At 65.5% G+C, this 20074-nt stretch carries 18 protein-coding genes; 13 read left to right on the top strand and 5 right to left on the bottom strand.

Annotated elements, in window-relative coordinates; genetic code table 11:
* Positions 1-50: 50 nt before the first annotated feature.
* Both ACSQ3P_RS24845 and ACSQ3P_RS24840 read right to left on the bottom strand, forming a co-directional pair.
* Complete coding sequence (locus ACSQ3P_RS24845) at positions 51-833, bottom strand: SDR family oxidoreductase (RefSeq protein ID WP_436168142.1); 783 nt, start codon at positions 831-833, stop codon at positions 51-53.
* Positions 830-1156, bottom strand: a complete 327-nt coding sequence (locus ACSQ3P_RS24840; RefSeq protein ID WP_436168141.1) for a nuclear transport factor 2 family protein — start codon at positions 1154-1156, stop codon at positions 830-832. The genes ACSQ3P_RS24845 and ACSQ3P_RS24840 overlap by 4 nt, the downstream gene beginning before the upstream one ends.
* A gap of 79 nt (positions 1157-1235) precedes the next feature.
* Here ACSQ3P_RS24840 and ACSQ3P_RS24835 point away from each other — a divergent pair, with 79 nt between their 5' ends.
* The 3 genes from ACSQ3P_RS24835 to ACSQ3P_RS24825 all read left to right on the top strand — a co-directional run bounded on the left by ACSQ3P_RS24835 (position 1236) and on the right by ACSQ3P_RS24825 (position 2682).
* Entirely contained in the window at positions 1236-1646 is a 411-nt protein-coding gene (locus ACSQ3P_RS24835) for a winged helix-turn-helix transcriptional regulator (protein ID WP_436168140.1), read from the top strand.
* A 171-nt stretch (positions 1647-1817) separates the two neighbouring features.
* Positions 1818-2339, top strand: a complete 522-nt coding sequence (locus ACSQ3P_RS24830) for an RNA polymerase sigma factor (RefSeq protein WP_436168139.1) — start codon at positions 1818-1820, stop codon at positions 2337-2339.
* 4 nt (positions 2340-2343) lie between these two features.
* Positions 2344-2682 (top strand): carboxymuconolactone decarboxylase family protein, encoded by a 339-nt coding sequence (locus tag ACSQ3P_RS24825; RefSeq protein WP_436168138.1) that lies wholly within the window; start codon positions 2344-2346, stop codon positions 2680-2682.
* 182 nt (positions 2683-2864) lie between these two features.
* Here ACSQ3P_RS24825 and ACSQ3P_RS24820 read toward each other — a convergent pair whose 3' ends face one another.
* Both ACSQ3P_RS24820 and ACSQ3P_RS24815 read right to left on the bottom strand, forming a co-directional pair.
* Complete coding sequence (locus ACSQ3P_RS24820; protein WP_436168137.1) at positions 2865-3614, bottom strand: SDR family oxidoreductase; 750 nt, start codon at positions 3612-3614, stop codon at positions 2865-2867.
* Between the two features lie 120 nt (positions 3615-3734).
* On the bottom strand, positions 3735-4643 hold the full coding sequence (locus tag ACSQ3P_RS24815) for an AraC family transcriptional regulator (protein ID WP_436168136.1): 909 nt from the start codon (positions 4641-4643) through the stop codon (positions 3735-3737).
* Positions 4644-4831: 188 nt separating this feature from the next.
* Between ACSQ3P_RS24815 and ACSQ3P_RS24810 the strand changes: the two genes are divergently transcribed.
* The 5 genes from ACSQ3P_RS24810 (at position 4832) to ACSQ3P_RS24790 (ending at position 10276) form a co-directional block, all read left to right on the top strand.
* Positions 4832-5047, top strand: coding sequence for a type II toxin-antitoxin system Phd/YefM family antitoxin (locus tag ACSQ3P_RS24810; RefSeq protein ID WP_436168135.1), 216 nt, complete (start codon positions 4832-4834; stop codon positions 5045-5047).
* 242 nt (positions 5048-5289) lie between these two features.
* Positions 5290-5580: a hypothetical protein gene (locus ACSQ3P_RS24805; RefSeq protein WP_436168134.1), complete on the top strand. Its 291-nt coding sequence runs from the start codon at positions 5290-5292 to the stop codon at positions 5578-5580.
* On the top strand, positions 5580-6476 hold the full coding sequence (locus tag ACSQ3P_RS24800; protein ID WP_436168133.1) for a Ku protein: 897 nt from the start codon (positions 5580-5582) through the stop codon (positions 6474-6476). Before ACSQ3P_RS24805 ends, ACSQ3P_RS24800 begins: the two co-directional genes overlap by 1 nt.
* An 18-nt stretch (positions 6477-6494) precedes the next feature.
* Positions 6495-9137, top strand: coding sequence for a DNA ligase D (ligD, locus tag ACSQ3P_RS24795; protein ID WP_436168132.1), 2643 nt, complete (start codon positions 6495-6497; stop codon positions 9135-9137).
* 116 nt (positions 9138-9253) lie between these two features.
* Positions 9254-10276, top strand: coding sequence for a DNA topoisomerase IB (locus ACSQ3P_RS24790; RefSeq protein ID WP_436168131.1), 1023 nt, complete (start codon positions 9254-9256; stop codon positions 10274-10276).
* A 295-nt stretch (positions 10277-10571) separates the two neighbouring features.
* Here ACSQ3P_RS24790 and ACSQ3P_RS24785 read toward each other — a convergent pair whose 3' ends face one another.
* Positions 10572-12968, bottom strand: a complete 2397-nt coding sequence (locus ACSQ3P_RS24785) for a xanthine dehydrogenase family protein molybdopterin-binding subunit (RefSeq protein WP_436168130.1) — start codon at positions 12966-12968, stop codon at positions 10572-10574.
* Between the two features lie 284 nt (positions 12969-13252).
* Between ACSQ3P_RS24785 and ACSQ3P_RS24780 the strand changes: the two genes are divergently transcribed.
* The 5 genes from ACSQ3P_RS24780 (at position 13253) to ACSQ3P_RS24760 (ending at position 20025) form a co-directional block, all read left to right on the top strand.
* Positions 13253-14284, top strand: coding sequence for a cupin domain-containing protein (locus ACSQ3P_RS24780; RefSeq protein WP_436168129.1), 1032 nt, complete (start codon positions 13253-13255; stop codon positions 14282-14284).
* 280 nt (positions 14285-14564) lie between these two features.
* A complete protein-coding gene (locus ACSQ3P_RS24775; protein WP_148663426.1) occupies positions 14565-14936 on the top strand; it encodes a hypothetical protein in 372 nt (123 codons plus the stop codon).
* A gap of 111 nt (positions 14937-15047) precedes the next feature.
* Positions 15048-15446, top strand: coding sequence for a FixH family protein (locus ACSQ3P_RS24770; protein ID WP_436168128.1), 399 nt, complete (start codon positions 15048-15050; stop codon positions 15444-15446).
* The gene (locus ACSQ3P_RS24765; RefSeq protein WP_436168127.1) at positions 15443-16837 is read left to right on the top strand and encodes an efflux RND transporter periplasmic adaptor subunit; all 1395 of its coding nucleotides are present in this window, start codon (positions 15443-15445) and stop codon (positions 16835-16837) included. Before ACSQ3P_RS24770 ends, ACSQ3P_RS24765 begins: the two co-directional genes overlap by 4 nt.
* Entirely contained in the window at positions 16834-20025 is a 3192-nt protein-coding gene (locus tag ACSQ3P_RS24760; protein ID WP_436168126.1) for an efflux RND transporter permease subunit, read from the top strand. Before ACSQ3P_RS24765 ends, ACSQ3P_RS24760 begins: the two co-directional genes overlap by 4 nt.
* The last annotated feature ends 49 nt before the right edge of the window (positions 20026-20074 follow it).

Genomic DNA, 20074 nt, shown 5'->3' with positions numbered 1-20074 from the left:
CCGATGACACGCCATGACGGATCACCGGTCGTGTCCCCTCCGCCCAGGGTTCAGGCTGTCGGCACGGTTCCGCCGTCGATGACGAATTCCGTGCCGGTGATGGCGCTGGCGCGCGGCGAGGCAAGAAATGCGATGAGGTCGCCAACCTCAGATGGACGTGCCGGCCGGCCGAGGGGAATACCGCCGAGCCCTCGCATGACGATGGCCTTGCCGCCTTCGTAATCCGTGCCGGCCTCAGTCGCCAGCCGCTCGACAAAAGCGGCCGCAGCCTCCGTCTCGACCCAGCCGGGCGAGACACGAACCACGCGAACGCCTTTCGGCGTGACCTCCTTGGAGAGGCTTTTGCTATAGGTGGAGAGCGCCGCCTTGGCTGCGGCATAAGCGGTGGTCGATTGCGGCAGCGGCAATTGATGCTGGATCGATGTCACATGGATGATGACGCCCGATCCCTGAGCCACCATCGACGGCAGCAGCGCGCGGTCGATCCGAACCGCCGACATCAGGTTGAGGCTCAGCTCCCGTTCCCAGATCATGTCGTCGAGGACCGCGAAGCCACCGGGCGGCGCAGATGATCCGCCGACGACATTGACGATGATATCGACACCGCCGAGCTGGTCGAGGACGCAGCTTGCGACATGCGCGCAACCCTCGGCCGTGCTGAGATCGGCGGCGATATAGGAGATGCCGGAGGGGGATGTTTCAGGGACGACACGCGCGGTCGTCACGATCCGAACCCCGGCTTTCGCCAGCACATCGACGACAGCCGCGCCGACGCCTTTCGTGCCGCCCGTGACCAGGGCACGGCGTCCCTTCAAGCCGAGATCGAAGCTCATAGCCCAATCTCCAGGCTGGCGATCTTGCCGGCTTCGAGGACGAAGCTGTAGCGCAGATCGACAGGGCTGCCGGGGAAGTTTCCGGTCACGCGGCTGGTGACGATAGCCCGGCCCTCATCCTGCTCGATGGCGAAGGGCTCGCTGACATAAGTGTATTTGCTGGAGGCCTGCGTCTTCCAGCGGTGGATCGCCTCGCGGCCAGCATGGGTCTTTCCCTCATCCTTCACGATGGCAGCCTCGGTGAAACAATCGGCGACGCCGGTGCGCTGCGTGCGGTCGGCGGCGAAATAGGCGGCAATGGGTTTTGGCAAGGAGATGGACATTGGCTTTCCTCTTCATGACGGTCGTCGCCATCGCGGCGGCGGCGTTGCATCCCGGAAGAGTTCGCCCTAACCTCACTAAATGACAAGAACAGACGAAAAAGTAAGGTACTCACCTGAAAGTAAGCTCAGCCCTGCGGTCTATACGCGCGAAACGGCGGCCGAGGGCGTCGAGCAGGCGCTGAAGCTGCTCGAAGGGCGCTGGAAGCTGACCATTCTCTTCCATCTGTTCGGGGGACGGGTACAGCGCTTCTCGGAGCTCGAACGGGCGATCCCGGCGGTATCGCAGAAGATGCTGATCCAGCAGCTTCGCCAGATGGAGCAGGACGGCATCGTTCGTCGCATCGTCCATCATCAGGTGCCGCCGAAGGTCGAATATGCGCTGACCGACTGGGGGCAAGCCCTATGCCCTGCACTCGACGCGCTGTTGACCTGGGCTGGTCAACGACCCGCAACCGCCGAGGCGCCTGAGGGTGATACCGACGAGCCGTGATGCCGGGAGCGTCGATGAGCTTGCCGTCTGGCGCCGCGGATTGCGGCCGCACGATCCATGCAGAGGCAAGTCATGCGGCGTCAGAGCGCCAAGGCGTGCCTTCGCGCTCAGCGGCGTCTTCGGCTATTGCCCGATATGCGCGATCGCAGGGATGGGCGGCGGGAGCCGATCATGAGCATAGGCGTGGTTACGAACGAGACGTTCGAGGCTGCCCGCCTCGGCGACAGGGAGGCCATCGCCCGCCTTCTGGAGCGCACACAGCCGAACATCCGCCGCTATGCGCAGTCGACCTGCCGCACCGCATCTGATGCGGAGGACGCCACCCAGGAGACATTATGGCTTCTGACCCGTCATGTCGGCGCCATCCGGGCGCTCGCCGCCCTGTCGGGCTGGTTGTTCAGCGTGGTGCGCCGGGAATGCCTCAGGCTGGCCCGCCGAGCCGGCCTGACTGTCGCCGCCGATGACGATGCGCTGGAAGCGATCCTCTCCCAGCGGCCGGATGCTGAATTACGGCTCGATCTGGCGGCGGCCTTCGAAGCTTTGCCGCCCCGATACCGCGAGGTCGCGCTGATGCGGGATCTCAAGGAAATGACCATCGACGAAATCGCCGTAGCACTCTGCCTGTCACGGCAGGCGACCAAGGCGCGCCTCCATCGGGCCCGCCTGCTTTTGCGCGAATATCTGGCGGGGTGAGGACATGGCCGATTATCAGGCACCAGAGGATCTCCAGACCATTCCGCAGTTTGCCGCGCTGGCGCCGGTCGAGGCGAAGGCGTTCCTCGCCTTCAACCATGCTTGCGGGCGCCAGGACGGCGCAATCCCGCCGAAATACCGCGAGTTGATCTCGCTGGCGGTCGCACTGACGACGCAATGCGCCTATTGCCTTGACGTTCATTCCCGCGCGGCGGTGAAAGTCGGCGTCACCTGTCAGGAACTTGCGGAAGTTGCCATGATCGCCGCGGCCGTGCGCGCCGGCGGATCACTCGGGCACGCGCTGCTGGCGCTGCGTCTGTTCGATCGGCCTGAGCCGTCCTGATTGCCTGCACGTCAGGCGGCGTCAGAGGGTCATGGCGTAGATGGAGTGCCGCCATCGCCGGGCCTCTACCTCCGCCAACCCCGCCGCTCCCACGCCATGGCGCGACCCTCCTCTGCGGCTTCGGCCAAGCGGTCGACGCCCATCGTTCCATGCTTCGCCACAGCTTCGAACGCAGCCAAACCTTATCCGTGGCGGGCCTCATAGAGGGCGGCCGCATCGGCCCCGGCCGGAAAATGAAGCTGGCCGGAGGTATCGTGGATGGCAGCCCAGACAGCCTCGGCGACGTCCGTCTCCTTCGTCGTCAGCGCAGGTTTGGCGAAGGCTTCGAAGATGGGCGCCGCGAAACCGGCATAGGCCGGCGGAATCAAATCCTCGACGCGGACGTCGGTGTTCTCGGCGAAACGGGTGGTCGGCGCATATCCCGGCTCCACCAGCTTCATGCGAATATCGAAGTGCCCGAGTTCATGGGCGAGCGAGCCGGTGAACCCTTCGATGGCCTGCTTGCTGGCGGTATAGGCAGCCGCCAGCGGCATCGCAGCGAGGGTGACGCTCGATGTCACGTTGACGATGACGCCGGATCGACGCTCGCGCATCTGCGGGATGAGCGCCTGGCACATCGCCATGACGCCGAAGGTGTTGGTGTCGAACACCTTGCGAATATGCGAGAGCGGCGTGGCTTCGAACGCACCGACGACGCCGATGCCTGCATTGTTGACGAGCGCATCAATCGGGCCGGCGGCCGCGACCATTGCCGCGATGCTCTCCTGGCTTGTCACGTCGAGCGGCAGGATGCGCAGGTTCTGCGCATGCGGCAGGGCGTCCGTGTCGGGCCGCCGCATGGTGGCGATGACACGCCAGCCCTTGGACAGGAAATGACGCGCGGTCTCAAGGCCATAGCCCGATGACGTGCCGGTGATCAGGATCGTTTGCATGGGAACCTCCATCTGTTTCTGATGGGGTCCTTGTAAGCCCAGACGACCGGACGATACATAATTCAAAGTCCAGTATTATTTTCCAATCGTCCAGATTCACTCGACCCGGCCCGAGCGGCCTTAGGCAGGATCGGCGACAGCACCGATCCGGGCGAACTTTCCGGGCGGGCAGCCCAGCCGCTTGCGGAATGCCGTGCTGAAGGCGCTCGCGGATTCATAGCCGATCTCGTCGGCGATCCTGTCGAGCGTCTTGGCACCGCGCATCAGCGCGTCTTTGGCGAGCGCCATCCGCCAGCGGGCGAGATATTCGATCGGCCCACAGCCCAGCACCTCGCCGAAGCGCGCGGCGAAGGCCGAGCGGGATTGCCCGGCAACCTTCGCCAGGGCAGCGACCGTCCAACTGGCCCGGGCATCGGCGTGCATGGCGCCGAGGACGCGGGCAAGCGCAGGATCGCGCATCCCCTTGAGGAGGCCGGCATCATCAAGCGCCATGCCGCGCCAGCGAAGGGCTTCGACAAGCAGGACTTCGAGCATACGCTGGAGGATCATCTCCCTACCCGGCTCGCGACCGGCACATTCTTCCGCGATCAGTTCGATCACCCGGCCCAGCCGTGCCGAGCGCGGCTCCGAGGCTGGGATGTGGATCATGCGCGGCAGAAGCGCGAGCAGCAGCGGCGCGTTCACCGGTTCGATCCGAAAGGTGCCTCCCAGTGATTCGAAATCCGCCTCACCCTCCTGCTCACCGTGGCGGACGGGCGCGTGCACCGGATCGCGCAGTTCACAGGCGACGTCCGGCTTGCTGCTCAAGGTGAATGCCGGCGTGGAGGGAAGGAGAAGGAACGCACCTTCCTGCAACCGCAACGGCTCTTGCCCCGCGAGGCAAATCCAGCATTCGCCCTTCAGAATGATGGTGAAGCCGGGAGCGTCGTGCGCCGCATAGCGGACACCCCAGTGGCCCCGCCCGGTAATCGGCTTGGAGATCGCCGTGTTCGGCCGGAGCAGGGCTATGACATCGCTAAGAGGGTCCACGCAGGACGATCCATAATAAAAAACCAGATGCAATTGATATAGAGTCTTGGGCCACGCGTCCAGCGCATCGCGGGAATCGCGACCTCGCCGTGGTTGCCGATATCGGCCAGACAGCCGCCGCCCCAGCTGAACGGCATGGCTCTCGCTCGGCGCGGCCCCTTAGCTATGTTCCAGCTAAGGAGATGCCGATGGCCCAGTTCTCGGTTCACGATGCCAAGACCAACCTGTCCGAACTGATCGCAGACGCGCTTGAGGGCGCAGATGTGGTCATTGCCCGTGGCAGCGTGCCGGTCGCGCCACGCGGCAAGCGGCGCTTTGGCGCGCTCAAGGGAAAGATCGCCGTCGATGCGCGCTTTGACGAGCCGCTGCCCGAGACTGAACTCGGGGGCTGGAATCCCAGTTGAGGCTGCTGCTCGATGCCCATGCCCTGATCTGGTGGCTTGCGGATGATGAGGCGCTGAGCCGCCCTGCCCGCATCTCACGACAGTCGCCGGAGGGATGACAGGCGGCCCGCGCCTCCAAGAGTTCCTGCTGCCAGGGTTCTTGCCGCCAGGGTTCTTGCCGCCAGGGTTCTTGCGCTCGCCTGGGAACAGCCCTGTGCCCGGCACGTTGAAAGGGGGATGGGCTCATCTGCGGGAGTGGCGTCATGCATCTGACGGCGAAGGACAGGTTGATCGCGGCGCTCGCTGCGCAGCTTCGCGCCGAACGTGAGACGCGCGAGGCGCTCGCCTTCGTCATCGCCAACGGCCAGCTCGACGGCGATGTTCTCACAGCCATCCTGACCGACCCGGTCCCGGTGTTCACGCAGGACGATCTCAATCGCGCCAACGCCTTGTCCCGGCAGGATCAGTCTGGGAAGGATGTATCCCGGCAAAATCTGTCCCGGAAGGCTCCGTCCCGACACGGCGGCAAGCCCTCGCGGCGGGAGGCGGCATAATGGCTCCACGTCCCGCCTGGAAGGGCTATCTCAAGCTCTCGCTCGTGTCCTGCGCCGTCGAGCTGACTGGTGCGACCGACCACAGCGAGAAGGTCTCGTTCCGCATCCTGAACCGCAAGACCGGCAACACCGTCCGCCGGCAATATATCGACAGCGTCACCGGCAAGCCGGTGCCCGATGACGACGAGGTCAAGGGCTATGAGATCGGCGACGATGAGTATCTGCTGGTCGAGGAGGATGAGATCGACGCGGTTCAGATCGAATCCTCGCACACCCTGGCGATCGAGCATTTCGTCGACCGCGACGATATCCCGCAGATCTATTTCGACATGCCCTATTACGTCACCCCGTCGGACGACGCCTCGGAAGAGGCCTTTGCGGTGATCCGCGAGGCGATGGCGCGGCAAGACAAGGCAGGCATCGCGCGCATCGTGCTGTATCGCCGCGAGCGCCCGGTGATGATCGAGCCCTTCGACAAGGGTCTGCTGCTGACGACGCTGCGCTACGACAAGACGGTGCGCAAGCCCGATGAGGTTTTTGCCGGCATAGCCAAGTCCAAATTGGATCCGGAGCTGATCGAGCTGGCGACCCACATCATCGACAAGAAACAGGCGGCGTTCGATCCCTCCCATTTCGAGGACGGATATGAGGCGGCGCTGCTGGAGCTGATCCAGGCCAAGCAAAAGGGCCGGAAGCCGCCGGTGGTGCAGGCGGCCGAGCGCCCGGCCAATGTCGTCAACCTGTTCGACGCGCTCAAGAAGAGCCTCGCCGGGGACAGCGGAGCCAAGAGACCGGCATCGAAGACCCCTGCATCGAAGACCCCTGCATCGAAGACGCCGGCAGCGGGGAAAGCGGCCGCACGAAAATCTGCCGCCAAACCCCGCAAGAGCGCCTGATCGGCGGAGGCCCGGAGTATGGCCAGTCTCGAGCTTTATCGCGCCAAGCGGAATTTTTCGCACACCGGGGAGCCGAAAGGCGCAGCTGCGCGCAACAAGGCGGCAAGTCGCGGCGGCGCCTTCGTCATTCACAAACATGCGGCGCGCCGCCTGCATTACGATCTCAGGCTCGAACATGACGGCGTGCTCTGGTCCTGGGCCGTGACGCGCGGTCCCAGTCTCGATCCCGACGACAAGCGCCTCGCCGTGCATGTCGAGGACCACCCGCTCGAATATGGCGCCTTCGAGGGAACCATCCCCGAGGGCCAATATGGCGCCGGCTCGGTCATCATCTGGGATGAAGGCCAGTGGCTTCCCGAGGGCGACCCCACCTTCGGCATGAGCAAAGGCCATCTCGCCTTCACGCTGGAGGGGCATAAGCTCGCCGGCAAATGGCATCTGGTCCGGCTGAAACCCCGGCGCGGCGAAAAGCGCGACAACTGGCTATTGATCAAGGTCAGGGACGAATTCGCCAGGGATGACGAGGACGTCCTTGAAATCGCGCCGCTTTCGGTGAAATCCGGGCGAAGCATCGAGGAGATCGGCGCGGACGGCACGAAACTCTGGCCGACGACGAAGCGGCCCGGAGCAGGCGCCCGCAAGGTGGCGGGTACGAAACGGCGCGCGGTCACGAGAACGGCCAAAGCTGACGTGGCGCTTCCGCCTTTCGTCGCGCCCTGCCTCGCAACGCTTCAGGACAAGCCACCGGTTGGGGAGAACTGGCTGCACGAGGTCAAGTTCGACGGTTACCGGCTGCAGGCGCGGATCGAGGCCGGCCAAGGGAGCGAAGCCGGCAGGGTGAGCAAGGCTGGCAAGGTGAGCCAGGCCAGCACGGTAAGGTTATCGACCCGCTCGGGGCTCGACTGGACGGAGCGCTTCGGTGCGACGCTGGTGGACGCCCTCGCGAAGCTGCCTTGCGAAACCGCATTGATCGACGGCGAGGCCGTGGCCCTGGGCGCGTCCGGCATTTCGTCTTTCTCGGCGCTGCAGGAGGCGCTCTCCGAAGGACGCACCGATGCTCTCGTCTTCTTTGCCTTCGATCTACTGCATCTCGACGGTGAGGACCTGCGGGCCGAGCCGCTGCTGGCACGCAAGGAGCAGCTCGAAGCCCTGCTCCAGGCCGCCCCGGCCGATGGCCCGCTGCGCTACAGCGAGCATTTCGTCGAGCCCGGCCAGACCATGCTGCGCCATGCCTGCCGCATGGGGCTGGAGGGCGTCGTCTCCAAGCGCGTCGACGCGCCCTATCGCAGCGGTCGCGGACGCGACTGGATCAAGTCGAAATGCACCCAGCGCCAGGAATTCGTCATCGCCGGCTATGTGCCCTCCAAGGGCTCAGGCCGTGAGCTCGGCTCGCTCGTGCTCGGCTATCACGCCGATGGCGCGCTGCAGCCGGCGGGACGCGTCGGGACGGGCTTCACCCGCAAATCCGCCGCCACACTCAAGCGCAGGCTCGATGCGATAAAAACCGAAAACCCGCTCTTCGCGGGAGCCGCCGAGCGTGATCGTGAGGTGGTCTGGGTCAAGCCCGAGCTCGTCGCCGAAATCGAGTTTCGCGCCTGGACCGCCTCGAAGACGCTGCGGCATGCCTCTTTCCTCGGCCTGCGTGAGGATAAGCCCGCCGCCGAGGTCGTCGCGGAAACGCCAGCTTCGTCCAAGGCGCCCTCCAAAGCTCCGGTCTCGAAGGCTGCGGCCTCGAAGGCCAAGAGCGCGTCGGCCAAGACCGCGTCGGCAAAGCCCGGGGCGGCAGCGCCGGCCCGAGCCGAGACGCAGGTCAGGCTCAGCAACCCCGACAAGCCGCTCTGGCCCGATATCGGGCTCACCAAGCAGGGCCTGCTCGATTATTACGCGACCGTCTGGCCATTGATGCGGCCCTTCGTCGTCGATCGGCCTCTCAGCCTGCTGCGCGCTCCCAACGGTATCGCCGGCCAGGCCTTCTTCCAGAAGCATGCCGGCCCCGGCCTGAACAAGGCGGTCGCGACACGGAAGGACACGGATGGCGAGGAGCTGCTGTATATCCGAGATTTTGACGGGCTGGCCGCGCTGGTCCAGCTCGGCACGGTCGAAATCCATGTCTGGGGCGCGATGATCGACGCGATTGAAACCCCCGACCAGGTCATCTTCGATCTCGATCCGGACGAAGGCGTGCCGCTCGAGCGCGTGCGCGAAGCCGCGCTCAGCATCCGCGAACGGCTCGGCGAGCTGAGTTTCACCAGCTTCCTGAAGACCTCCGGAGGCAAGGGCTTCCACGTCGTCATTCCCCTGAAACCCAAGGCCGACTGGGGCGAGGTCAAGGGTTTCGCCCGTGATTTCGCCAAGGCGATGGAGCAGGCCGACCCCAGGCGCTACACCGCGACCCTGTCGAAGAAGGCCCGCAAGGGGCGGATCTTCATCGATTACCTGCGCAATGCGCGCGGAGCCACCGCGATCGCACCCTATTCGACGCGCGCCCGCCCGGGCGCTCCGGTGGCCATGCCGATCGGCTGGGAGGCGCTCGCCAGCAGCGAACCGAACGGCTCGAGGGCAACCGACATCGCCGCCGGGCAAGCCAGGAGCGGCACCACCTTGAGCGACACGGTCTGGAGCGGATTCTGGCAGCCCTCGCGTGGGCTCAAGCGCGGTTAGAGCGTTTTCGAGCGAAGGGAACACCGGTTGGCACGAAGAAAACGCGTTAAAACAAAGAGCTGGAGCCGTTTCCTATCAAACTGAATCGAAAATTTCTCTAGCTGGGTGAGGCGGGCATGGCCAAACAGCGACAGCCGGGCGCGCGATTGCACAAGGTCGCGGCCGACGAGCTGACGATCCGCCGCCTGCGACGCGGCAAGGGTTTCGGCTATCGCGATGCCGCGGGGCGCACCATCCGGGATGCCGGCACGCTCGCCCGCATTCGCTCGCTGGCGGTTCCCCCCGCCTATGAGGATGTCCGCATCGCAGCCGATCCGCACGCCCATTTGCAGGCCATCGGCAGGGACGAGGCCGGGCGCATCCAGCATCGCTATCATCCCGCCTGGGAGAAGCGGCGCGAGCGCCGCAAATTGAAGCGGCTGCTTGGCATCCTCGATGTGCTGCCGAAGCTGCGCGCGAGCGTCGCGCGCGACCTGAGGACGCGCGGACTCGGGCGGGACAAGGCGCTGGCCTGCGCGGTCGCCATCATCGATCGGTGTCATATCCGGGTCGGCAACGAGGCTTACGCCACGGCCAATGGCAGCTTTGGCGCCTCGACCCTGCTCAAGCGGCATGTCGAACTGACCGGCCGGCGGGTCGCGCTGGTGTTTCGGGGCAAGAGCGGGGTGCAGGTCGCATGCGCTTTCGAGGATGCGCCCCTGGCGCGCGCGCTTGCCCGCATCATGACGTTGCCGGGGCGTCGGTTGCTGCAATATCGCGACGAGGATGGCGCGGTTGCGCCAATCCGCGCCGGCGAGGTCAACGCCTATCTCCGCCGCGTTTCGGGTTTTCCGGTCAGCAGCAAGGATCTGCGCATGCTGGCCGGCAACGCCACTGCGGCGGAATTTCTGCTCGCGAACGGCAACGGGGCCGCGCCGGGCCACCAGAAGCGCGAGCTTGCTCTGGTCATGCGCGAGGTTTCGGAGCGGCTCGCCAACACGCCGGCGGTGGTGCGCAAGAGCTATGTCCACGAGATCGTCGTCAACGCCTATGCGAGCGGCCGGCTCAAGGCCTGCTATGACGGCGTGCGCGCTCGCGCCGGCTGTTCGCGCGCGGAGCGGGTGCTGGCCCTGCTGGCCGCCGAGGCCGCGACGCGATAGGGCGCAATCCCGAAGACTGGCTGGCAGCGTCGGCGGCTGTGCTCCGAGGCCGTTTGAGATTCACTCAGCCCTCATCCCAACGGGTTTTGACACCGACTTATGACTGAGGCCGCGCCGTCATTCCGGGGCGATCCGAAGGATCGAGCCCGGAACCCAGAACCGATGCCGCTGCTTGAGAAGGAGTAATCGGCTCACTTCGCGAGGACATGCATCGGTTCTGGGTTCCGGGCCCATATTCTTTCGCGTCATTGGCTTCGCCATGTCCCGGAATGACGGGAGTGAATAACGCCGCCGCTCAGTGCTGAAGGCCGTCCGGGCCCGCTCCGGGCTGCCCGGACCGGATCGCCCGCCAGACCGCCTGGGGCGTTGCCGGCATGTCGAGATGCGTCACACCATGGGGCGCCAGCGCATCGACGACCGCGTTCATCACCGAGGGCAAGGAGCCGGCGCAACCCGCCTCCCCGCAGCCCTTGGCGCCGACCCGGTTATTCTGCGTCGGCACGCCCTGGCTGATGAAGGAGAAGAAGGGCACATCGACTGCGCGGGGCAAGGCGTAGTCCATATAGGAGCCGCTCATCAGCTGGCCGCTGTCGTCATAGACGGTCCGCTCGAACAGGGCCTGGCCGATGCCCTGGACGACGCCGCCATGGAGCTGGCCCTCGACGATCATCGGGTTCACCACGGTGCCGAAATCATTGACCATGACATAGCGCGCGATCGCGACATGGCCGGTCTGCGGATCGATCTCGACCTCGGCGACATGGCAGCCATTGGGATAGGCCGATGGCGCCGCTTTGAAGACGTGATCGACGTCGAGCGATTGCGGCAGTCCCGGCGCGAGCGCGGTGCCGGCCCGCAGCCGCGCCGCCAGCTCCATGATGCCGATCGCGCGGTCGGTGCCGACCACGCTGAAGCGGCCGGCAGCGAAGGCGATATCGGCGGTATCGGCCTCCAGCACATGGCCGGCGATGAGCTTGCCTTTTTCGATGACGAGATCGCTCGCCTCGATGATCGCCGAGCCGCTCGCCATCAGCGATTTCGAGCCGCCCGTGCCGCCGCCCGCGATCAGCCTGTCGCTGTCGCCCTGCACGAGCTTGATCTTATCGAAGGGAATGCCGAGCTGGCTGGTGAGCAATTGGGCGAAAGGCGTCCAATGGCCCTGGCCGTAATCCAGCGTGCCGGTGACGATGGTCACGCTGCCATCCGGCTCGAAATGGATGCCGCCCATTTCATTGGTCGGTGGCGCCGTGACCTCGAGATAGCAGCCGATGCCGCGCCCGCGCAGCAGCCCGGCCTTGCGGCTCGTCTTCAGTCGCCCGGCATAACCCTTCCAATCCGAGGCTTCGAGCGCCCGCTCGAACAGCGCCGGGAAATCGCCGCTGTCATAGACCGTGCCCACCGGCGTCGCCCAAGGCAGCCTCGCGGGCTGGACCAGATTGCGCCGACGCAAGCTCGCCCGGTCGATGCCCATGCCGCGCGCGGCCTTATCGATCAGCCGCTCCATCAGGTAGTTGCCTTCCGGGCGGCCGGCGCCGCGATAGGCGCCGATCGGCGCCGTATTGGTCACCGCGCAACGCGTCTTAACCTCGACGAGCGGCGTCCTGTACATGCCGACCGAGTTCTTGCCGATATTCAGCGTTGCCATCAGCGGCCCGGCGGGCGTGACATAGGCGCCCATATTGGCGACGCCGGTGAAGCGCGTGGCGAGGAAGCGCCCGCGCGCATCCAGGGCCAATTCGGCCTCGAAGACCATGTCGCGGCCATGGTGATCCGAGACGAAGCTCTCCGAGCGCTGGTCGGTCCATCTCACCGGCCGCTTCAGCATGCGCGCCGCGTGGAGCAGCACGACATATTCGGGAAACACCGCGGCCTTCATGCCGAAGGAGCCGCCGACATGGCCGGTGACCAGGCGCATCTGCGCAGGCTTCACCCCCATCGCCGCCGCCAAATTGTTGCGCATGCCGAAGGCGCCCTGGCTGGGCGCATGCAGCGTGTAGCGTTTCGTCTTGCCGTCAAAGCTCGCAATCGCGGCGCGCGGCTCGATCGGGTTGACGACGATGCGGTTGTTGACGATCCGCAGCCGGGCGACATGCGCGGCATCAGCAAAGGCCGCGGCGACCTTGCCGGCATCGCCGGAGTGGAAATCGACGATCAGATTGCCGGCGACGTCGTCATAGAGTTGCGGAGCCTCGAGGCTAAGCGCCGCCTCGGCATCCGTGACCGCGGGCAGGATATCGATATCGAGCCTGACCATCTCCGCCGCGTCGCGGGCCTGCTCGGCGCTGCGCGCGACGACGACCGCGACGGGGTCGCCGACGAAACGGACCTTGTCGGCCGCCAGCGCCGCGCGCCCAGGCTTTCGCATCGAGGTACCATCGCGGGCAGGTATATCGACCACCGTCAGGATGGCGTTGTAGCCGTGGCCGTCGAGGTCGGCCGCGGTATAGATCGCAACAACGCCCTTCATCGCGCGCGCCTCTGCCGTATCCACCGCCCTCAGCTCGCCATGCGCATGGGGGCTGCGCACGAAGGCCGCGAAGAGCTGCCGCTCGACGTTGAGATCATCGGTATAGCGCCCCTGCCCCTGCACGAGGATCGCGTCCTCCCGGCGCGGCACGCGCTGGCCGATCTCGACCGAAGCCGCGGCAGCGCCACCAGGGGAAAGGTCAGCAGGGGAAACGCGAGAGTTCATCAGGCACCGGCCATGAGAGGACAGGAGAGATGGGCGAAACGGGGAGGAAAGCTCGGCCTCATTGATAGGGCGGGTATTGGACCCGCTGAAAGAGCGCTCAATGCAGCCCCGCCAAGCGCCCAGCGGTTGCGAAACGCGCAGAGCATGCCAAACTCACGGGGGTCGCCAAACTCACGGACCAAGCCGGCATAGTCGCGAAGGCGGGCTCGCAAAAGCATGATGATTGGCTGCCCCACGACTGGGCAAACGAAACAGGTGTCCCGATGGGCCTTCGCTTCATTTTCATGCTCACACGCAACGACCGCACGGTCAGCGACGCGATGGAGCAGCTTCAAACTGCTCTGGCGCTCGGCGTCAGGCATATCGGCTTCAAGGATATCGGCCTGCCGCTCGACGCGCTGAAGGCGCTCAAGACAGCGATCAGGGCGGGCGGCGCCACCTCCTATCTCGAGGTGGTTTCGCTCGATCGCGACAGCGAGATCGCATCGGCGAAAGCCGCCGTCGAGATCGGCATCGACAATCTGCTCGGCGGCACGCGGGTCGACGACGTGCTGCCGATCATTGCCGGCACGACGATCCAGTACTGCCCGTTCCCCGGCACGATCTCCGGACATCCCAGCGTTCTCGAGGGCTCGATCGACGAGATCGTCGCCAGCGCGCAGGCGCTTGCCGCGCGTGAGGGCGTGCACGGGCTCGATCTGCTGGCCTATCGCTCGCATGAGAACGTGCCGGCGCTGATCGCGGCCGTCTGTGGCGCAGTCTCCAAGCCCGTCTATGTCGCGGGGTCGATCGATACGCCGGGCCAGATCGCCGCCCTGAAAGAGGCCGGCGCGGCCGGCTTCACCATCGGCACAGCCGCTCTCGACGGGAAATACCCGGCCGACGGCACGGATGTACCGCGCCAACTGGCGACGATCATCCGCGATGTCGCGCAGCTCAACCGGCACATCTCGCCATTTCACAAGGACAATCTGACGCACGCTTTCGGGCGCTTTTCCGAGCGGCGCTTTTCCGACGCCTGGCCCCCTCGCCTCGCCGCTTCGGTCAATAATCCGCGAATCAGGCTGGCGACGCTGGATGGCGAGACCGGCTGGCATTTCAACAGCCGGGAGGACGAGGTCTTCTTCGTCCATAAGGGCCGACTGCTGATGAAGTTCCGCGACCGCGACGAGGTAATCGAGGAAGGCGAGTTCATCCTCGTGCCGCGCGGCGTCGAGCGCTGCCCGACCGCGCTGGAAAAGGCCTGCAAGGTCGTCATGCTTGAAATCGACGCGACGCGCCGCGACAGCCAAGGCGGCAAGGAACAACGCGCCTGATGCTTGGCCCGGGCGCAGGCTTCAGCTCAGTTTCTGATTCAACTGGATCGGAAATTGCTACAGCCCTTTGTTTTAACGCCTTGTTTTAACGCGTTTTCTTCGCGCGAACCGGTGTCCGCTTCGCTCGAAACGCTCCAGAGCATTGCGCGAAAAACCGGGCACCGGCTTTTCGTGGGAGCAATGCTCTCAACCCCTGGGATCGATCACGCCATGAGCGGCTGACGATCTCTTGAAGTCGCCGAGCTTCCGCGGGCCGCTCGCATATGGCAATCATCGCCCCATGAAGCTCCGGCTCCTCGCGCATTGTCTGGTTCTGGCCCTGTTCGTCACGGCCAGCGTCCTGACGGCTTTCGTCAGCCCGGCCAAGGCCGGCTATGGCCGCGTGGAGGTCGAGGCGACAATGCCGATGGCGTCCGACATGCCATGCTGCCCGCCCGATCAAGCTGGGCCGCTGGACTGCAAGACAAGCTGCCCGGCACTCACCTTCTGCCTGGCCAAATGCTTTGCCAGCGAGCCGATGAAGGCTTTTGCCACGCTCGCCCAACCGATCATCGTCGCGCTTGAAATGACCGGCGACGATGCTGCGCAGGCCTCGCGGCCGTTCGAGCCGCCGGCACGACCTCCCCGAACCCAAGGCATCGCCGGCGCTTGAGTGCCGGCTCCGGCCGCGCGGATGGTCCGGCGCGGTCGGTGAGCCGTGGCTTTCGCCACGTGGTTTGGCCGTGCGCAAGCGCGGCAGCCTGATCTATTCGGGACTTCGATCATGACATCCATCAACACGCTGCGCGCGCTCGCCGCCGCACTTCCGCTCGCCCTCGTTTCGCTTCCCGCCTTGGCCGACATCAAGGACTACGCGTTTCGTCTGACGCAGGATGAACTGAAGCAGGGCGACGGCGTTATCGTCACCGTCCAACTCATCGACAGGCGCTCGGGCAAGCCGGTGCCCGATGCGGTGATCTTCAGCAAACGCCTCGACATGGAACCGGACGGCATGGCGATGATGGCCACGCCGCTCGAAGCCTTGCCCGTCAGCGAGCCGGGCTCCTACCGCTTCAAGACCAACCTGACCATGGCGGGCGGCTGGCGCCTTTCGCTCGGCGCCAAGATCCAGGGCGAGACCGGCACGCTCGAGAACAAGCTGACCCTCAAGGCCGTACCATGAACCGCATTGCCCTCACGGGCCTCGCCCTCGCCGTCGTCATGGCGGCGGGGGGCGCAGGCTATTGGGCGGGGCACCGGGGTCTTCCGGTGCCTGGCCCGCGCGAATGGCGCGGTGGCGAAGGAACGCGCGCAGCGGGAGCGCCTGCCGCGACGGGTGCGGTGATCTACTATCAGGATCCCGACGGGAAGCCGCTCTATTCGGCAGAGCCGCGCCAAACGGAAGATGGCAGGGCGTACCGGGCCGTCCGCGCCAGCCAGGACATCAGCTTCGACGAGCCGGCAACAGCGCAGGCCGCCAAGGCGAATGGCGAACGCAAGCTGCTCTATTACCGCAATCCGATGGGGCTGCCTGATACGTCGCTCGTGCCGAAGAAGGACTCGATGGGGATGGATTATCTCCCCATCTATGCCGGCGGTGATGACGATGGAAACAGCGTCAAGGTCAGCCCCAGCAAGCTGCAACGGACAGGTGTTCGCTCGGAGCCAGCCGAGCGGCGCGTCCTGTCGCGACCGGTGCGTGCCTCCGGCACGATCCAGCTCGACGAACGGCGTATCACCGTCGTGGCGACGCGCTCCGACGCTTTCATTGATCACGTCGAAAACGTCACGACGGGCGACCAGGTCCGCAAAGGGCAACCCTTGCTGCGGTTCTATTCTCCCGAGATAGCGGCCGCATCCGCGCAATATCTGTCCAGCCTCGGGGTGCAGGGCGCTCGGCAGCGTCTCGAAAACCTCAACGTTCCGGCTGAGGTGATCGCCGAGATCGAGCGCAGCCGGAAAGTTACGACCTCGATCGTCTGGGCGGCGCCGCGCGACGGCGTCGTCATCGAGCGCAATGTCGTCGACGGCATGAAGGCGGCCCCCGGCGACGTCCTGTTCCGGCTCGCCGATGTGTCGACGGTCTGGGCGCTCGTCGACGTCACCGAGCGCGATTTGCCGATGATCGCGGTCGGCCAGACCGTGACGGTCCACGCCCGCGGCTTCATCGGCCGGAGCTTCACCGGCCAGGTCGCCGTCATCTATCCGCAGGTCAACCGGCAGACGCGGACCACGCGCGTGCGCGTCGAGCTCGCCAATCCCGAAGGCATCCTTCGCCCCGACATGTATGTCGACGCCGAGATCGCCACCGGCTCCCAGGCACCGGCGATCACCGTTCCCATGAGCGCCGTCATCGACAGCGGCACGCGCCAGGTCGTGATCATCGACAAAGGCGAAGGCCGCTTCGAGCCCCGCCCGGTCAAGCTCGGCCAGCGGAATGCGGACTTCGTCGAGGTCCGGGACGGCGTCGCGGAGGGTGACCAGGTCGTCATCGCCGCCAATTTCCTGATCGACGCCGAAAGCAACCTCAAAGCCGCCTTGCAGGGCCTGACCGCCGCGGGAAACGCAAAATGATCGCATCCCTCATCACCTGGTCGGCCCGCAACATCATGCTGGTGCTGATCGCAAGTCTGTTCGCGGTCGCTGGCGGGCTCTATGCGCTGAGCCGCCTGCCGCTCGATGCGATACCGGACCTCTCGGACACGCAGGTCATCGTCTATACGGAAAATCCCGGTCAGGCCCCGCAGGTGGTCGAGGACCAGGTCACCTATCCCCTGACGACCGCCATGCTGACCGTCCCGAAATCAAAGGCGGTGCGTGGGTTTTCGTTCTTCGGCGTCTCATTCGTCTACATCATCTTCGAGGACGGGACCGATATCTACTGGGCGCGCTCGCGCGTGCTCGAATACCTGAGCGCCGCGGCCAAGCGCTTGCCGAGCGGCGTCACGCCGACGCTCGGACCCGATGCGACCGGCGTCGGCTGGGTCTATCAATATGCCGTCACGGCGCAGAACCAGAGCCTGGCGGAGACGCGCACCACGCAGGACTACGCGCTGCGCTATGGCCTCGCCAAGGCCGAAGGCGTGGCGGAAATCGCCAGCGCCGGCGGCTTCGTCAAGCAGTACAACGTGATCGTCGATCCGCAGCGGATGCGCGATCTCGGCATCGCGCTCGACAAGGTGCGCGAGGTCATTCGCGGCAGCAATACGGATGTCGGTGGACGCACGATCGAGCTGTCCGGCTTCGAATTCATCGTACGCGGCAAGGGCTATTTGCGCGGGGTCGACGACATCGGCAAGATCGTGCTGAAAACCGACAACGGCACGCCGGTGCTGCTCCGGGACGTGGCGCGCGTCGAGCTCGGGCCGGACGAGCGGCGCGGCATCACCGAACTCAACGGCGAAGGCGAAGTCGCCAGCGGCATCGCGCTGCAGCGCTCCGGCTCCAATGCGCTCGATGTCATCGACAGCGTCAAGCGGCGCATCGCCGCCCTGATGCCGAGCCTGCCGGAGGGCACGAAGATCGTGCCGGTCTATGACCGCTCCGACCTGATCAACTCCGCCATCGAGACTCTGAAGCACACGCTGCTCGAGGAGAGCATCATCGTCGCACTCGTCTGCATCGTGTTCCTGCTGCATATCCGCAGCGCGCTCGTCGCCATCCTCATGCTGCCCGTCGGCATCCTGATGGCCTTCGGCGCGATGCGCCTGCTGGGCCTGGGCGCCAACATCATGAGCCTCGGCGGCATCGCGATCGCGATTGGCGCCATGATCGACGGCGCGATCGTGATGATCGAGAACGCCCACAAACATCTGGAGCGCGCCGCGCCAGGCAGGTCCCGGGCCGAGGTGCTGATCGAGGCCGCGCGCGAAGTGGGGCCGCCGCTGTTCTTCAGCCTGCTCGTCATCACCGTATCGTTCATGCCGATCTTCACGCTCGAATCGCAGGAGGGCCGCCTGTTCGGCCCGCTCGCCTTCACTAAGACGTTCGCGATGGCCGCCGCCGCCATCCTGTCGATCACGCTGGTGCCAGTGCTGATGATCCTGTTCGTGCGCGGCAAGATCATCCCGGAACACAAGAACCCGATCAACCGTACGCTGATCTGGATCTACCGACCGCTGATCCGTGGCGTGCTGAAGGCAAAGACGCTGACGATCGTGCTGGCGCTCGTGGTGCTGGGGGCCAGCGCCTGGCCGCTCGGGAAACTCGGCACAGAGTTCATGCCGGCGCTGAATGAAGGCACGCTGCTGTTCATGCCGACGACGTTGCCGGGGATCTCGGTGACGTCGGCCGCTCAATTGCTGCAAACGCAGGACCGCATCATCAAGGGCTTCCCCGAGGTCGCATCGGTCTATGGCAAGGCCGGGCGGGCCGACACCTCGACCGATCCCGCGCCGAGCGAGATGTTCGAGACGGTCGTCAACCTCAAGCCCAAGGACCAGTGGCGCCCGGGGGTCACGACCGAGAGCCTGACCGCGGAGATGGACAAGGCCCTGCAATTCCCCGGCGTCTCGAACGCCTGGACCATGCCGATCAAGGCTCGCACCGACATGCTCGCCACCGGCATCCGCACGCCGGTCGGCATCAAGGTGCTCGGCCGAGACCTCGGCGAGATGGAAAAGACCGCGCGCGAGATCGAAGCCGTGATGCGCAACGTTCCGGGCACGTCCAGCGCCTATGCCGAGCGCGTCATCGGCGGCTACTACCTCGACATCGTGCCGGATCGCGACGCGCTCGCTCGCTACGGGCTGATGGTCGGAAACCTGCAGGACACGATCTCGATGGCGCTCGGCGGCGACGCGGTCACGACGACCGTCGAGGGCCGGGAGCGCTACACCGTCAATGTCCGCTACCCGCGCGATCTGCGCAGCGACCCGCAGGCCATCGCGCGCGACGTGCTGATCTCGATGCCAGGCGGCGGCACGGTGCCTCTCGGCGAAGTCGCCAAGGTCCAGCTCGCGCGCGGCCCGACCTCGATCCGGACCGAGAACGGGCAGCTTGCCCTCTACATCTTCGTGGACATGCACGACCGCGACCTCGGCGGCTACATCACCGACGCGCAGAAGGCCGTGACCGACGGCGTCCGCTTTCCGCCAGGCACCTACGTGCAGTGGAGCGGACAGTTCGAATATCTGGAACGCGCCACGGCGAAGCTGAAGATTGTCGTCCCTGTGACGCTGCTGATCATCTTCCTGCTGCTCTATCTGAATTTCCGGCGGCTGACCGAAACGCTGATCGTCATGCTGTCCTTGCCCTTCGCGCTTGTCGGCGGGCTGTGGCTGATGTGGTGGCTCGGCTTCAACATGTCGGTCGCGGTTGTGGTCGGGTTCATCGCCCTGTCCGGGGTCGCCGCCGAAACCGGCGTCGTTATGCTGATGTATCTCGACCAGGCGTTGAACGAGGTCGGGGCGAAGCGGCAAGCCGCCGGGCAAGCATTCACGCGCGCCGACCTCGATGACGCGATCATGCTGGGCGCAGTCGAGCGCGTGCGACCCAAGATCATGACCGTGGTCGCGATCATGGCGGGCCTCTTACCCATCCTGTGGAACACCGGCACCGGCTCGGAGGTGATGCAGCGCATCGCCACGCCGATGATCGGCGGCATGGTCTCTTCGACCCTGCTGACGCTGCTGGTGATCCCGGCGATCTATGGCCTGGTCAAGGGCTGGGGGCTGCCGAATCAGGACACCTCAAGCGCCACCGTCGATGCACCGGCATCCACCGGGGTTGGACCATTTGCACAGCCACAGGAGCTGCCGTGACGGCACCGGGATGATCTTTGCACCGGTTGCCGATATCGGCTCGACGCCA

Source organism: Allobosea sp. LjRoot9 (assembly GCF_964252745.1).
Classification (GTDB): Bacteria; Pseudomonadota; Alphaproteobacteria; order Rhizobiales; family Beijerinckiaceae; genus Allobosea.
Note: the sequence above shows the minus strand (reverse complement) of the source record. Positions and strands in the feature narration are given on the sequence as shown.

Bases quoted from the DNA above. Each gene is read 5' to 3' on its own strand.
- ACSQ3P_RS24845 (WP_436168142.1), bottom strand. From the start codon at position 833: ATGAGCTTCGATCTCGGCTTGAAGGGACGCCGTGCCCTGGTCACGGGC.
- ACSQ3P_RS24775 (WP_148663426.1), top strand. From the start codon at position 14,565: ATGAAGCTCCGGCTCCTCGCGCATTGTCTGGTTCTGGCCCTGTTCGTC.
- ACSQ3P_RS24790 (WP_436168131.1), top strand. From the start codon at position 9,254: ATGGCCAAACAGCGACAGCCGGGCGCGCGATTGCACAAGGTCGCGGCC.
- ACSQ3P_RS24785 (WP_436168130.1), bottom strand. From the start codon at position 12,968: ATGAACTCTCGCGTTTCCCCTGCTGACCTTTCCCCTGGTGGCGCTGCC.
- ACSQ3P_RS24830 (WP_436168139.1), top strand. From the start codon at position 1,818: ATGAGCATAGGCGTGGTTACGAACGAGACGTTCGAGGCTGCCCGCCTC.
- ACSQ3P_RS24770 (WP_436168128.1), top strand. From the start codon at position 15,048: ATGACATCCATCAACACGCTGCGCGCGCTCGCCGCCGCACTTCCGCTC.
- ACSQ3P_RS24810 (WP_436168135.1), top strand. From the start codon at position 4,832: ATGGCCCAGTTCTCGGTTCACGATGCCAAGACCAACCTGTCCGAACTG.
- ligD (WP_436168132.1), top strand. From the start codon at position 6,495: ATGGCCAGTCTCGAGCTTTATCGCGCCAAGCGGAATTTTTCGCACACC.
- ACSQ3P_RS24800 (WP_436168133.1), top strand. From the start codon at position 5,580: ATGGCTCCACGTCCCGCCTGGAAGGGCTATCTCAAGCTCTCGCTCGTG.
- ACSQ3P_RS24780 (WP_436168129.1), top strand. From the start codon at position 13,253: ATGCTCACACGCAACGACCGCACGGTCAGCGACGCGATGGAGCAGCTT.
- ACSQ3P_RS24825 (WP_436168138.1), top strand. From the start codon at position 2,344: ATGGCCGATTATCAGGCACCAGAGGATCTCCAGACCATTCCGCAGTTT.
- ACSQ3P_RS24835 (WP_436168140.1), top strand. From the start codon at position 1,236: ATGACAAGAACAGACGAAAAAGTAAGGTACTCACCTGAAAGTAAGCTC.
- ACSQ3P_RS24765 (WP_436168127.1), top strand. From the start codon at position 15,443: ATGAACCGCATTGCCCTCACGGGCCTCGCCCTCGCCGTCGTCATGGCG.
- ACSQ3P_RS24820 (WP_436168137.1), bottom strand. From the start codon at position 3,614: ATGCAAACGATCCTGATCACCGGCACGTCATCGGGCTATGGCCTTGAG.
- ACSQ3P_RS24760 (WP_436168126.1), top strand. From the start codon at position 16,834: ATGATCGCATCCCTCATCACCTGGTCGGCCCGCAACATCATGCTGGTG.
- ACSQ3P_RS24840 (WP_436168141.1), bottom strand. From the start codon at position 1,156: ATGTCCATCTCCTTGCCAAAACCCATTGCCGCCTATTTCGCCGCCGAC.
- ACSQ3P_RS24805 (WP_436168134.1), top strand. From the start codon at position 5,290: ATGCATCTGACGGCGAAGGACAGGTTGATCGCGGCGCTCGCTGCGCAG.